The 12,690-nt window shown below is 66.0% G+C and carries 12 protein-coding genes and 1 pseudogene; 10 read left to right on the forward strand and 3 right to left on the reverse strand.

Features of this window, described 5'->3' with window-relative positions; translation table 11 throughout:
- The first annotated feature begins 282 nt into the window (after positions 1 to 282).
- Positions 283 to 531, forward strand: a complete 249-nt coding sequence (locus NCT32_RS04280; protein ID WP_061121767.1) for a hypothetical protein — start codon at positions 283 to 285, stop codon at positions 529 to 531.
- A gap of 141 nt (positions 532 to 672) precedes the next feature.
- Here the strand turns inward: NCT32_RS04280 and NCT32_RS04285 are convergent, their stop codons facing one another.
- Positions 673 to 825 (reverse strand): DUF3096 domain-containing protein, encoded by a 153-nt coding sequence (locus NCT32_RS04285; RefSeq protein ID WP_074168899.1) that lies wholly within the window; start codon positions 823 to 825, stop codon positions 673 to 675.
- Positions 826 to 1,091: 266 nt separating this feature from the next.
- Between NCT32_RS04285 and NCT32_RS04290 the strand changes: the two genes are divergently transcribed.
- From NCT32_RS04290 to NCT32_RS04305, 4 genes and pseudogenes are all read left to right on the forward strand, one after another.
- Positions 1,092 to 2,345, forward strand: coding sequence for a lactonase family protein (locus tag NCT32_RS04290; RefSeq protein ID WP_250489925.1), 1,254 nt, complete (start codon positions 1,092 to 1,094; stop codon positions 2,343 to 2,345).
- A gap of 192 nt (positions 2,346 to 2,537) precedes the next feature.
- Positions 2,538 to 2,753, forward strand: a pseudogene (locus NCT32_RS04295) (antimicrobial peptide resistance and lipid A acylation PagP); the annotation flags it as partial.
- A gap of 2 nt (positions 2,754 to 2,755) precedes the next feature.
- A complete protein-coding gene (locus tag NCT32_RS37450; protein ID WP_250489926.1) occupies positions 2,756 to 2,965 on the forward strand; it encodes a hypothetical protein in 210 nt (69 codons plus the stop codon).
- A 92-nt stretch (positions 2,966 to 3,057) separates the two neighbouring features.
- Positions 3,058 to 4,104, forward strand: a complete 1,047-nt coding sequence (locus NCT32_RS04305) for a transporter (RefSeq protein WP_061121765.1) — start codon at positions 3,058 to 3,060, stop codon at positions 4,102 to 4,104.
- 3 nt (positions 4,105 to 4,107) lie between these two features.
- Here NCT32_RS04305 and NCT32_RS04310 read toward each other — a convergent pair whose 3' ends face one another.
- Both NCT32_RS04310 and NCT32_RS04315 read right to left on the reverse strand, forming a co-directional pair.
- A complete protein-coding gene (locus NCT32_RS04310; protein WP_061121764.1) occupies positions 4,108 to 7,773 on the reverse strand; it encodes a DNA translocase FtsK in 3,666 nt (1,221 codons plus the stop codon).
- Positions 7,774 to 7,932: 159 nt separating this feature from the next.
- Entirely contained in the window at positions 7,933 to 8,523 is a 591-nt protein-coding gene (locus tag NCT32_RS04315) for an META domain-containing protein (protein ID WP_061121763.1), read from the reverse strand.
- 283 nt (positions 8,524 to 8,806) lie between these two features.
- Between NCT32_RS04315 and purT the strand changes: the two genes are divergently transcribed.
- The 5 genes from purT to NCT32_RS04340 all read left to right on the forward strand — a co-directional run bounded on the left by purT (position 8,807) and on the right by NCT32_RS04340 (position 12,574).
- A complete protein-coding gene (gene purT / locus NCT32_RS04320; protein ID WP_061121762.1) occupies positions 8,807 to 10,039 on the forward strand; it encodes a formate-dependent phosphoribosylglycinamide formyltransferase in 1,233 nt (410 codons plus the stop codon).
- A gap of 31 nt (positions 10,040 to 10,070) precedes the next feature.
- Positions 10,071 to 10,241 (forward strand): DUF6726 family protein, encoded by a 171-nt coding sequence (locus NCT32_RS04325; protein ID WP_250476486.1) that lies wholly within the window; start codon positions 10,071 to 10,073, stop codon positions 10,239 to 10,241.
- 40 nt (positions 10,242 to 10,281) lie between these two features.
- Complete coding sequence (locus NCT32_RS04330; protein ID WP_250476487.1) at positions 10,282 to 10,641, forward strand: MliC family protein; 360 nt, start codon at positions 10,282 to 10,284, stop codon at positions 10,639 to 10,641.
- A 9-nt stretch (positions 10,642 to 10,650) separates the two neighbouring features.
- On the forward strand, positions 10,651 to 10,962 hold the full coding sequence (locus NCT32_RS04335) for a hypothetical protein (RefSeq protein WP_250489927.1): 312 nt from the start codon (positions 10,651 to 10,653) through the stop codon (positions 10,960 to 10,962).
- A 127-nt stretch (positions 10,963 to 11,089) separates the two neighbouring features.
- Complete coding sequence (locus tag NCT32_RS04340) at positions 11,090 to 12,574, forward strand: DEAD/DEAH box helicase (RefSeq protein WP_061121760.1); 1,485 nt, start codon at positions 11,090 to 11,092, stop codon at positions 12,572 to 12,574.
- Positions 12,575 to 12,690 lie beyond the last annotated feature (116 nt).

The following is a 12,690-nucleotide window of genomic DNA, read 5'->3' on the forward strand; positions in this document are numbered from 1 at the left end:
CTCGCGCAACGGCCTGCGCGACAGTAACGAGCGCAGCGTTGGCGGAAAAGCACTAGCGAACCGTCCAGCGCGCCGTTGAAAAAGCATTCGCCTGATGTTTAGAATGAAGTTTCGTGAAAGGTCACGGTGCCGTTTCCTTTGTTACTTCCAGACACTGAAACGCTTGCGCCTTTCGCGCGTCTTTCACGCATGATCCGGGCGCGATGCGCACGCGGGTCATGCAAGCTGCTCTGCGCACTGTCCGGCCGCTCCCTAACGTAGCGTTTTCGAGGAACAGAACCCATGCTCTATCCGTCGAAAGCCGACTGCATCGCCATTCTTTCCGCCGCAAGCCACGTCTCCGATGCGGAGGCACTTCTCGCGCTCGATCACAAGCATCTCGGTCTGTCACGCAACGCGATGGAAACCGCCGCCGCATTCCTCACGGAACGCGGCTGTTTCAGCCGATACAGCTTCGGCGCCGGCGGCGTTTCGGTCGGGGCGTTGTCGCTGCAAGGACGCCTGCGTCTCGATCAACTTGCTAACGGCTGACGAAGCTACGTTCGTTACGCCTGTCCTTCTTTCGTGACACTGTGCGCACGCGCGTGTCGGGCCGTGTGCGCGCGTGCGCGTTTAGGGCCGCACGCGGAACCGCCGACGTGAATCGGCGTCACAACGACAGTCGCGCGCCCGTCAGAAATGGGCCGATCCCATGCCGAACAGGCCGATCAGCCCGATCACGATCAGATAGATCGCGACGATGAAGTTCAGCAACCGCGGCATGATGAGAATCAGGATCCCGGCGATCAGCGAGACGAGCGGGCCAAGGCTTAGGTGGATAGTCATCGCGGCAACTCCTGTTGTTGGTTCGAATCGTGTCGGCTGGCCTGTCGCGCGTGGCGTACTTCGGCGGCGAACTCCATCGCTCTCGTTGGCGATGTACGCCGTTTGGAGCGGAATTTGCTCTCGCACGTCCTTGGGCCTTGCGATGCCGGCGAACTCGCGCGTCGCCCCTATAACACGCAGCAAAGAGACGATGAGGAGGTTTCATGCACCCGAGCCATCCCAGCGGCGCGAATTCGCCCAGGTCCGTATTGCAAGACGCGCGCCCGATGCGCGGAAGGCCCGTCGCGTGGGCGAAAGGCGTCGCGCTGATGCTCTCGCTGGCGGCCGCGCAAGCCTTCGCGCAAACGGCTGCGACGCCCCCCGCACCTGGTGCGGCGAGCGGCACGGCCACGATGAACGGGTCGCCGGGCGAAGTCTACGATCTGCTCATCGGCACCTATACGGGCGGCGGCAAGAGCGAAGGCATCTATGTGTATCGTTTCGACACGAGCAGCGGTGAGCTGTCCCGCATCGCGTCGGCGCAGACGGTCAATCCGTCGTATCTCGTCGTGAGCCGCGACCGGAATTACGTGTATGCAGTGAACGAATTGCCCGGCGACAACGGACCGGCGACGCAGCGCGGCGGCGTGAGCGCCTTTCGCTTCGATCGTGCGACAGGGCAGTTGAGCTTTCTCAACCGCGTTTCGTCGGACGGCAATGATCCGTGCTACCTCGCGCTCTCGCCCGACGGCAAATATCTGCTGACCGCCAACTACTCCGTCGCTTCGAATCCGGGCGGCAGCTTTGCGGTCTTTCCGCTTGGCTCGGACGGCCACGTGGGCAGCTCGGTGCTGACCGTGCATCACGAAGGCCGCGGACCGGTGAAGGGACGGCAGGACAATTCGCACGTCCACTCGACCGTGTTCTCGCCCGACGGCAAATATCTCTTTGCGCAGGATCTCGGCGTCGACAAGGTGTTTGCCTACCGTTACACGGCCGATCCGTCCGCATCGAGCCGCGGCCTCTTCGGTCCGACCGAAGCGCGCTACACGCCGATCAAGGCGGGCTCGGGGCCCCGCCATCTGATCTTCGACGCGAGCGGCAAGCACGCCTATCTGACGACCGAGCTGAACGCGTCGGTGCTCGTGTTCGATTACCGCGACGGCAATCTCACGCAGGCCCAGATCGCGTCGATGATCGCGCCCGGCTTCAGAGGGAAGATCGGCGGCGGGGCGATTCATCTGTCGCCGGACGGGCGCTTCCTCTACGCGACCAATCGCGGCGACGCCAACGAGCTCGTCCAGTTCTCGGTCGACCCGAAGAACGGCCGTCTGAAGTTCGTCAAACGCTATCCGACGCTCGGCAAGACGCCGCGCGAATTCGCGATCGATCCGACCGGGCGCTGGCTCGTCGTCGGCAATCAGGAAACCGACAGCGCGTACTTCTTCCGCCGCGATCCGCAGACGGGTGAGCTCGCGTCGGACCCGAAGCAACTGTCGATTGGCTCGCCGGTCGATTTCAAGTTCGTATCGCCGTCGTGACGATGTCGGAGCGACGAGAGCGGCCGACGAGCCGCGACCCACACCGCGGCATGCTGTCCGACGACGATGAAAAAGAAACTGCTCAAGGCGGTCATGGTTTCGATGTTGTGCGCGCCGCTCGCGGTGCGGGCGGACGACAACAAGGAGTGCGATTTCAAGCGGGAGTGGATGTCGTCGGCGTGTCAGCGCGTGATGCGCGTCGCGCACGACGGCACATGGGATCTCTACATAGCCGGTTACGGCTGGCATATCGATGGCCTCGACAATCGCAGCGAACTCAACCCGTGGTCATACGGCGGCGGCGCGGGCAAGCACTGGACCGATGCGAACGGCAACGAGGACATCCTCTTCGCGTTCGCTTTTTCGGATTCGCATCACAACTTCGAACCGATCGGCGGCTACGCACGACAGTGGTACACGAAACCGGTGCTCGGCGGATTGCAGGCGGGCGGCGGGTTCTTCGTCGGCGCACGGCGCGCAGCGACATCGCTCATTACCTGCCGCTGCCGCTCGGCTCGATACGCTACCGGCGCGCGTCCGTCATGGCGACGATCATCCCGCACATCCCCGGCCTGAACGATGGCGACGTCGCTTTCTTCTGGGGGCGCTACGAGTTCTAGTACGATGCGGTTCCGAAGCGCTTTTCGCGCCCATTTGACTGAAGATGCCCTGAGGAAACCGAAAGGCAATAGCAGGAAATGCAAGATTGAACATGACTCAAACATTCGACGCGCGCGAGCGCCCGCTCAAGCGCAACGAGCCGGCGCCGCCGGGATTCATCAGCGCGTTCAGCTTTGCCGGCGGCGAGGCGCTGCGGCTGACGTGGGACGAAGCGCGCGATTCCGTCGCGGGCAATGGCCCGACGTGGCTGCATCTGTCGGCGAACGACGACACCGTCGAGGGCTGGCTCGAAGGCGTCACGTCGATGCCGGATGTCGCGCGCGAATTCCTGAACGGCGAGGACAAGCGTCCGCGCGTGCATATCGGTTCGAACTTCATGTACGGCGTCGTCGCGGACCTCGAACTCGTCGCGAAGACGCCGGATGCGGCCGCGCCCGGCGCGCGCGAAGCGAACCGTGCGACCGGCGCGCTGCGCTTTTACGTCGACAAACATCGCATGATCACCGTGCGCGCACGGCCGCTGCAATCGACGGACCGGTTGCGCCACGCGGTCCTCGAAGGCGCGATATTCCGCGATACCGTCGACCTCTTCGCGGGACTCATTCGCGCGCTGAACGATACCTTCGCGGACCGCATCGACGAAATCGGCGATTGTCTCGACGATGTCGAGGAAAGCGTGCTCGAAGGAAGCCATTCCAGATGCCGCGCGGTGTTGGGCGACGTGCGGCGGCGCATCGTCGAAGTGAAGCGGTTCATCGATCCCGAGCGCAACGCGCTGACGCAGCTCGTACTGCGCCGCCTCGAATGGGCCGAGCCGCGCTCGATGGAAGCGCTCGTGCAGGCGATTCAGGTGTTGAACGGCCTCGGCGGCGGTCTCGAAGGTCTCTACGAACGCGCGAAGCTGTTGCAGGATGAAATCGCCACGGCGCTGTCGGAGGACATCAACCGCAAGCTGCTCTGGCTCGCGATCATGTCCGCGTTGCTGCTGCCCGCCACGCTCGTGACGGGCATCTTCGGCATGAACGTGGCGGGCTTGCCGGGGACCAAGGATCCGGCGTCGTTCTGGATCGTGGTCGGCGTGATGACGGGCTGTGCCGCCATCACCATCTTTCTGCTGCGCCGCCTGCGGCTCTGGTAACGCTCAGTCCGCCGGGCCGGGCGGCGCGAGCACTTCGCGGTTGCCGTTGTTGCTCATCGACGAGACGAGGCCGGCCGCTTCCATCTGTTCGACGAGGCGAGCCGCGCGGTTATAGCCGATGCGCAACTGCCGCTGCACCGACGAAATCGACGCGCGGCGCGTGCGCACGACAAAGGCGACGGCTTCGTCGTAGAGCGGATCGGCTTCGGCGTCGGGTGTTTCACCGAAGAGATCCTGGGCGCCGCCACCTTCGGAGGTCGGGCCGGACAGAATGCCTTCCTCGTACTCCGGCTCGCCGAACTGCTTCAGATGCTCGACCACGCGATGCACTTCGTCGTCCGCGACGAACGCGCCGTGAACGCGCTGCGGATAGCCCGTTCCGGGCGGAAGGAACAGCATGTCGCCCGCGCCGAGCAGCGATTCCGCGCCCATCTGGTCGAGGATCGTGCGCGAATCGATCTTCGACGAGACCTGGAACGCCACGCGCGTCGGAATGTTCGCCTTGATGAGGCCGGTGATCACGTCGACGGACGGCCGCTGCGTCGCGAGAATCAGGTGGATGCCGGCCGCGCGCGCCTTCTGCGCGAGACGCGCGATCAACTGCTCGATCTGCTTGCCCGCGACCATCATCAGATCCGCGAGCTCGTCGATGACCACGACGATGAGCGGCAGCGTGGACAGCGGCTCGGGCGCGTCGGGCGTGAGCGAGAACGGGTTCGTGAGCTTCTTGCCTGCGGCCTCGGTATTGCGGATCTTCTGGTTGAAGCCTTGCAGGTTGCGCACGCCGACCGCCGACATCAGCCGGTAACGCTTCTCCATTTCGCCGACGCACCAGTTGAGCGCGTTCGACGCGAGTTTCATGTCGGTGACGACCGGCGCGAGCAGATGCGGAATGCCTTCATAGACCGACAGCTCCAGCATCTTCGGATCGATCATGATGAGGCGCACGTCCTCGGGCTTCGCCTTGTAGAGCAGCGAGAGGATCATCGCGTTGATCGCGACCGACTTGCCCGAGCCCGTCGTGCCCGCGACCAGCATGTGCGGCGCGCGCGCGAGGTCCGTTACGACCGGATTGCCGACGATGTCCTTGCCCATCGCGATCGTCAGATTCGACTTCGACGTTCGATAGACGTCGTCCTCGAGAATCTCCGAGAGGCGGATCATCTGGCGCTTCGCGTTCGGCAGTTCGAGGCCCATGCAGGTCTTGCCGGGAATCGTTTCGACGACGCGGATCGACGTGAGGCCGAGGCCGCGCGACAGATCCTTCATCAGCCCGACGATCTGGCTGCCGCGCACGCCGAGCGCCGGCTCGACCTCGAAGCGCGTGATGACCGGACCGGCGGACGCGCCGACCACCGTCACCGGCACCTTGAATTCTTGTAAACGCTGCTCGATCAACTGGCCGGTTTCGTTCAGATGCTCCTCGGAGACGGGCTCGATTTCGCCGGACGCGGGTTCGAGCAGATCGAGCGTCGGCAATTCCACCGCCGACGCGTGCGGCGCATGGAACTCGAACTCGGTCGGCGCGGAGCCGCGCACCGGCGGGCGCGGTTCGGGCGAGGAGGGCGGCGTCGCGGCCTGCTGACTCGTGACGGGAGGCGCGACGACCGGGGCGGCCGCGACGACCGGAAAGCGCACGATGTTCGACGGCGATGCGAATTCGTCGCCGGCGACCTGGCGCTCGGCGACGGGTTGCGGCTCGTCCTCCGGCATGTCGAGCACATCGTCCGGCTCGTCGGCGACGCGCAAGAGCGGCGGGGCAGGGGGCTCGCTGTGGGCTGCGCGGGACTCCGGCATGTCGAGCCACGGCGGCGTCGGCGCGAGATCGCGCGAGTCCTGTGCTTGTTCCGGCTGTCGCGCGACGGGCGGAAGCGCCGCCGTCTCGGCCGGGCGAGGCAGTGCCGGTTCGGACGGCAAGTGAATGCGCGTGGGCGCTTGCGTTGCGTTTGCCTCGGCCGCGTTCGGCTCGGCGGGGGCCGGCGGTTCTGGCGGGCGCAAGTCGAAGAGCGGCGGGGGCTCGACAAGCGCGGGGGCGATCACGTGCGCGTCGATCAAAGGCGGCTCGATGCGCGCTTCGGTTTCCTGGACCTTTTCGGGCGCGGGTGCCATCGGCTCGATGTGCGGATGGACTTCCCGGACCCGTTCGGGCTGCGGCGTCACAGCCTCGATGGCCGCGTCGAATTGCTGGATCGGTGCGGGCACGGGCGCCGCGGGCTCGATGCGCGCTTCGATTTCCCGGGCCTTTTCAGGCGGCGGCACCTGCGGCTCGATGCGCGGTTCGGGCACCGTTCCGACGATGCCTTCGTCGGCTGTCGTCGACGCTTTCACCTCCTCGGCGTTCGGCTGAACGTCGGACTGGCCGGCCCGCGCCATCGCCACATGTCCGCGAGCGAGACTCGCGCCCGCGAGCGACGTCCACAGCGCGGTTTTTTCCTCGATGGATCGCAACGTCGCCTGAATCGCTTCGGGCGCGGGCGGCGGCGTGGGCGGCCCGAGCGGTGTGGCCGGCCGCGAGAACGCCGGTGCGGCGAGCGGTGTCGGCGCGAATTCACGCGTCGCACCGACCGCGGAGGGATGCACGGATGGCGCACGTCGGAAGCCCTGTGGCGCCTGAGGCAGAGGCGTTCTACGCGCGGCGCTCACGCCCGTCGCGACGGACGTGGATATGCTCGCCGCGCCTGACGGCCGTTGCGCGGGCATCGACGTCACCGGACTGCGCGGGCGATCCATGCGAGGCGCGGGCGTCGGCGGCGCGGACATGCGCGGCTTGTCGACGGCGACAGACGCGCGCAAGCCCGAGCCCGAAGGTTCGAACGCGGACGCCCGACGCGCCCCGAACGGCGCGCTGGCCTCGCGATTCGCCGATGACGCCGACGGATTCAGCCAGTCCGAAGGCGCGACCGGCTCGATCTGCGTCACCGGACGCGGGACACCGGCCGCCTCGAACGCGGGGCGCTTCGCGTAAGCCTCGGCGGTGGCGATGGCGCTCGCGGTGGCCATCGACGTGCGTTTGGCACTCTTGCCGTTCGAAGGCGGGCGCCACACGGTCGGCCGCTGATAACGGCTGCTCCGGGGGGCGGTCGGAAGACCGAGCGTCGGCTCGTCGTGCGACGTGCGGGGCGGCGGCGCATCGAAACGCTCCGCGCGATGAGCGCGTTCCTGCGTATCGCGCGCGGCTCTTGCGTGCGCGCGCCGTTCGAACCAGTTGCCCGCCTTGTTGCGAGTCTTGTCGCGGCCAGGCGAACTTTGTCGCGACTCGCTTTCGCGCTCGCGCGGCGTGAGCCAGCTTTGCGGCAGGCCGAAGCCGAACGCTTCGTCCGCCCATGCGAGCACCGAACGCCAGCTGAATTCGATCAGCCACGGCAGGCATATCGCGAGCACGATTGCCGCGAGCGCGGCTGCGCCGCCCAGATGCGCGGGTCCGCTCAACGCTGTGGCGAGCGCGCGCCCGCAGCGGTTGATGTTCACCTGCGTTTCGAGTGAGTTTGCGAGCGCGCCTTCCAGCGTGCTGCTCGCGAGCAGTACTCCGATAAAGCCGAGCCAGAGGCGGATCGTGCCGGGGCCGCGCACGCCTGCGCTGCCCGGCAGCGCGAGCTTGACAATGCGCCAGAAGAGCGGAAGAAACCAGACGACCGATGCACCGAACCAGCCGAGAACTACCATGTGCATGCTTGAGATTGAATCAATGTTGGGTGAAACGAATCAGGTTGTGACCCGGAGACTGCCACTCGGCCGCGCCTGCCGGCCGGACTGTTCGATCGAGCAGTTTAACGGCAACCGCGCGGGCGCCGCGCAGGCACGACACGCGTGCCGCATGTACGCAACACATCACTTCGCGCGAGCCGAGAAGATGAGCACCTGACCGTCGTCGAGCGTCAGTTGCAGCGTTTGCGGCGGGTTCATCTGCACGCCGCTTTTCGCGATATGCGCAAGCGCCTCGAGATAGGGCCGCTCCAGCGCGGCACCCGCACCCTGCACGCACGCCATGCGCGTGCCGGCGAGCGGGCCGAACGTGAGCTTGCCGTCCTTCAGTGCGTATGCGCCCGCGAAACGGTTGCAGCCCGAAAAACCGCTCGCCTGGCGATGACCATTCGCGGTCGAGAAATCGAGCGTGATCGGCCGCGCGTCGCTCTCGCCCGCGTGCGGCACCGCGCGCGGCTGGCCGCTCGCGTCGGTCCAGCTCGTGAGCTCCCATTGCGTGTCGTCGAGTAATTGCGTGGCGGCAGGATTATAAGGATCGGTGGGCGGCGCGCTCGCATCGGGGTGCTTCGGCATCGCGCAGCCGGAGACGACCGTCGCCGCGACGACGAATGCGCACGCGCGGGACGCCAGCGAAAGCGCCGCTTTGCGGCGCGACAGGAAACCTGACGATGAGCGCGCCGAACGAAGAGCGTATGCGCGAAGGAAATGCATGGGCATCGATGATCCTGAAGCAGGCGAAACCGTAAGGGTATCGCACGCGTCCTACTATTTGTCTAGCGCCCACGAGCAACAAAATGTTCGACTTGACCGTCCGCGGCTGTCATCGATCGGCAATGCGCGGGAATTCCCGTCGACATTTTCGTGTCAACACGGTTTGCGAGGACGCTGTCAATAGACCGGACGGCAGAGTGTTACGGTCGGCGCTGCGTGTTAACATCGCGCCCAATTCCGCCGCTTTCGGCTTTACTGGCCTCGTCACCGATCGATCCCTGGAGCACTCATGCAGACCGATTCAATCCGTCCTGATGCGTGGCGCATCGGCACGCCGCTTTCCGCCAACGCGACCCGCGTGATGCTGCTCGGCGCGGGCGAACTCGGCAAGGAAGTGATCATCGCGTTGCAGCGCCTGGGCGTGGAAGTGATCGCGGTCGACCGCTATGCGAACGCGCCGGGGCATCAGGTTGCGCATCGTGCGCACGTGATCGACATGACCGACGCCGCGGCGCTGCGCGCGCTCGTCGAGAAGGAGCAGCCGCATCTGATCGTGCCGGAGATCGAGGCGATCGCGACAGACGCGCTCGCCGAAATAGAAGCGGCGAAACTCGCGACCGTCATCCCGACGGCGCGCGCCACGCAGCTCACGATGAACCGCGAAGGCATCCGGCGCCTCGCCGCCGAGGAGCTCGGCCTGCCGACATCGCCCTATGCGTTCGCGCAATCGCTCGACGAGATGAAGGCGGCAATCGCGAAGATCGGCTTTCCGTGCGTCGTGAAGCCGGTGATGTCCTCGTCGGGCAAGGGGCAGTCCGTGCTGCGCAGCGATGCCGACGTCGAACCGGCGTGGAATTACGCGATGGCAGGCGGGCGCGTGAATTACGGACGCGTGATTGTCGAGGGCTTCATCGACTTCGAATACGAAATCACGCAGCTCACCGTGCGGGCGGCGGACCCCGCGAGCGGCGAAACGCAAACTTACTTCTGCGATCCGATCGGGCACGTGCAGGTCGCGGGCGATTACGTCGAATCGTGGCAGCCGCAGGCGATGAGCCCCGCCGCGCTCGAGAAAGCGCGCGATGTCGCCGCGAAGGTGACGACCGCGCTCGGCGGGCGCGGGCTCTTCGGCGTCGAGCTCTTCGTGCGCGGCGACGACGTCTGGTTCTCCGAAGTGAGCCCGCGTCCGCACGACACCGGCCTCGTCACGCTCGCGACGCAGCGCTTCTCCGAGTTCGAATTGCATGCACGCGCGATTCTCGGCTTGCCGGTCGATACCGCCCTGCGCGAGCCGGGCGCGTCCGCGGTGATTTACGGCGGTCTGGATGAAGCGGGCATCGCGTTCGAGGGCGTGGCGCAAGCGCTCGCCGTGCCGGGGGCGGATGTGCGGCTGTTCGGCAAGCCGGAGAGCTTCGTGAAGCGCCGCATGGGCGTCGCGCTGGCGACGGGGGCCGACACCGACGAGGCGCGCGAGCGCGCGAAACTCGCGGCGTCCAAGGTGCGGCCGGTTTCGGCCAGATGACCGGCCCACAGGCGCCGGCGGGAGCGAGAACGTGATATGGAAAGCACTGGCCGCGCTCGTCGCGGTTTCGCTGGGACTTTCAGGCTGCGGGCTTGCCGCGGCGCCGTGCCGTATCGCCTCGGCGGGACTGAAGATCGTGCCGGTCGTTGGGCATGTCGCGGCGGCGCCGACCGACGCATGCGCGGACGTGATCGATCCGTGATCGCTGCGCTCGCATCGACTTCGAAACCATCGCAAATCGGATGATGAAGAAACCCATCGCACTCACGTTCGCATTGCTCGTCACGCAATCGGCCGTTGCAATGCCGCTCACCGTGCCGCAGATCCAGACCGCGTCGACGCAGACGACCCGCTACGACTGCAAGGACGGCAAAAGCGTGTCAGTGCAGTACACGAACACGCGCAATCGTCAGAGTTTCGCGGCGCTGACCGTCGACGGGCGCAAGCTGCTGTTCGTCAACGTGGTCGCGGGATCCGGCGCGAGATACGTCGCCGATCAGTACACGTGGTGGACCAAGGGCTCGCAGGCGAACCTGTACGACGAAATGGCCGCGAAGGACTCGCCGCCCCTGCTCGCGGATTGCGAGGCGCGCAAGAAGTAGGCGCGCAGCATGATGGAAGAAGGTCGGACCGCGCTGTCGCGCCGCGCGAGCGTACTCGCGTGCGGTGCTACAATGTGCGGCTTTCCGGCTGTGAAATCGTTGCCGGACCGGATTCCGGATTTTCCGGCATCGCCGTTCGGTGCCGGCTTGAGCGGTACACGGGCCTCGAGCGAACCGCCGCTCCAGAAAATCGGCGATGCCGCGTGCCTTGAAGGCGTCATCGAAGCCGTGTCCTATCGGAGCGCGGGCTCGCGTACCGGAACGGGCGAGTCAGGCTCGAAACAGGCCGCCCCGTCTAGCGCGCACTTCGTGCCTGAGTGATGCGCCGCGTGCGCCAACGAAACCCATCCGCGTAAGCAACCGGTCGCGACGATCGACCGAACGATTCGACCGATTTTTTACGCGCGCCGCATCGAGCGGCACTTTAGCGAAAGCCAATATAGTCACCATGTCCGATTCCGCCGCCACGAACACGTCCACCGCAGGGGCCGACGCGCCGACGTTCGACCAGTTCGGATTGTCCGCCGACATCCTGAAAGCGGTGAGCGAGTCCGGCTACACCACGCCCACGCCGATCCAGGCGCAGGCGATTCCGGTCGTCCTCGCGGGCCGCGATGTCATGGGCGCCGCGCAGACCGGCACCGGCAAGACCGCGAGCTTCTCGCTGCCGATCATTCAGCGCCTGCTGCCCTCGGCGAACACGAGCGCCTCGCCCGCGCGCCATCCGGTGCGCGCGCTGATGCTCACGCCGACGCGCGAGCTCGCCGACCAGGTCGCCGCCAACGTGCAGACTTACTCGAAGCACACACCGCTGCGCAGCACGGTGGTGTTCGGCGGCGTCGATATGAACCCGCAGTCCGATGCGTTGCGCCGCGGCGTCGAGATCCTGATCGCGACGCCCGGGCGTCTGCTGGATCACGTGCAGCAGAAGACGGTCAATCTCGGCCAGGTGCAGATGCTCGTTCTCGACGAAGCCGACCGCATGCTGGACATGGGCTTCCTGCCCGACCTGCAGCGCATCCTGAATCTGTTGCCGAAGGAGCGTCAGACGCTGCTCTTCTCGGCGACGTTCTCGCCGGAAATCAAGAAGCTCGCGTCCACGTACTTGCGCAATCCGCAGACGATCGAAGTCGCGCGCAGCAATTCGACCGCCACCAACGTGCGCCAGATCGTCTTCGAGGTGCATGAAAGCGACAAGTCCGGCGCGGTCTCGCAACTCATTCGCGAGCGCGAGTTGAAGCAGGTCATCGTGTTCTGCAACAGCAAGATTGGCGCGAGCCGGCTCGCGCGCGTGCTGGAGCGCGACGGCATCGTTGCGACGGCGATTCACGGCGACCGCACGCAGGGCGAGCGCATGCAGGCGCTCGACGCGTTCAAGCGGGGCGAGATCGAGGCGCTCGTCGCCACCGACGTCGCGGCGCGCGGTCTCGATATCGCCGAGTTGCCGGCCGTCATCAATTTCGATTTGCCGTTCAACGCGGAAGATTACGTGCACCGTATCGGCAGAACCGGGCGTGCGGGTGCGTCGGGCGATGCGCTGTCGCTGTGTAGCGCGAACGAGCGCAAGCAGCTCGCGGACATCGAGAAACTGATCAAGCGTCCGCTCGAAGTCGAAACTCTCGAAGTGACGCAGCGTGCGCGCCGCGACGGATCGGCGCCGCGTCGCGATGAGCGCTTGGGCCGCCCGGAGCGGACCGAGCATCGTCATGCCTCGCGCGACGAATCTGGTTCGCGGCGCCGTCCGGCGGGCGCGCACGATCGCCCGCGTGGCCGTCAGCAGCCCGTCGACGAATTTTTCCTGAAGCCGTACGAGCCGTCGCCTTCGGCGATGAAGCGTCACGAGGAAACGGTCGAACCCGAGCGCAAAAGCGCGCCGAAACAGCCGCTCGCGGCGTTGCTCGGTGGGCTTGGGATGCCGCGCAAGTCGTCGTGAGTTCCTGACGCCGAACGAAAAAAGGCAGCCCGCGCGGCTTAATGCCGTTCAGTTAGCGCTGCACGGCATTTTTGTTTATGGGGTGAGAAGTGGTTGTAAACGGAGCGCCGGGCTGT

The sequence above is a fragment of the Caballeronia sp. INML2 genome, assembly GCF_023631365.1.
Taxonomy (GTDB): domain Bacteria; phylum Pseudomonadota; class Gammaproteobacteria; order Burkholderiales; family Burkholderiaceae; genus Caballeronia; species Caballeronia turbans.

Bases quoted from the DNA above. Each gene is read 5' to 3' on its own strand.
- NCT32_RS04280 (WP_061121767.1), top strand. From the start codon at position 283: ATGCTCTATCCGTCGAAAGCCGACTGCATCGCCATTCTTTCCGCCGCA.
- NCT32_RS04285 (WP_074168899.1), bottom strand. From the start codon at position 825: ATGACTATCCACCTAAGCCTTGGCCCGCTCGTCTCGCTGATCGCCGGG.
- NCT32_RS04290 (WP_250489925.1), top strand. From the start codon at position 1,092: ATGCGCGGAAGGCCCGTCGCGTGGGCGAAAGGCGTCGCGCTGATGCTC.
- NCT32_RS04305 (WP_061121765.1), top strand. From the start codon at position 3,058: ATGACTCAAACATTCGACGCGCGCGAGCGCCCGCTCAAGCGCAACGAG.
- NCT32_RS04310 (WP_061121764.1), bottom strand. From the start codon at position 7,773: ATGCACATGGTAGTTCTCGGCTGGTTCGGTGCATCGGTCGTCTGGTTT.
- NCT32_RS04315 (WP_061121763.1), bottom strand. From the start codon at position 8,523: ATGCCCATGCATTTCCTTCGCGCATACGCTCTTCGTTCGGCGCGCTCA.
- purT (WP_061121762.1), top strand. From the start codon at position 8,807: ATGCAGACCGATTCAATCCGTCCTGATGCGTGGCGCATCGGCACGCCG.
- NCT32_RS04330 (WP_250476487.1), top strand. From the start codon at position 10,282: ATGATGAAGAAACCCATCGCACTCACGTTCGCATTGCTCGTCACGCAA.
- NCT32_RS04335 (WP_250489927.1), top strand. From the start codon at position 10,651: ATGATGGAAGAAGGTCGGACCGCGCTGTCGCGCCGCGCGAGCGTACTC.
- NCT32_RS04340 (WP_061121760.1), top strand. From the start codon at position 11,090: ATGTCCGATTCCGCCGCCACGAACACGTCCACCGCAGGGGCCGACGCG.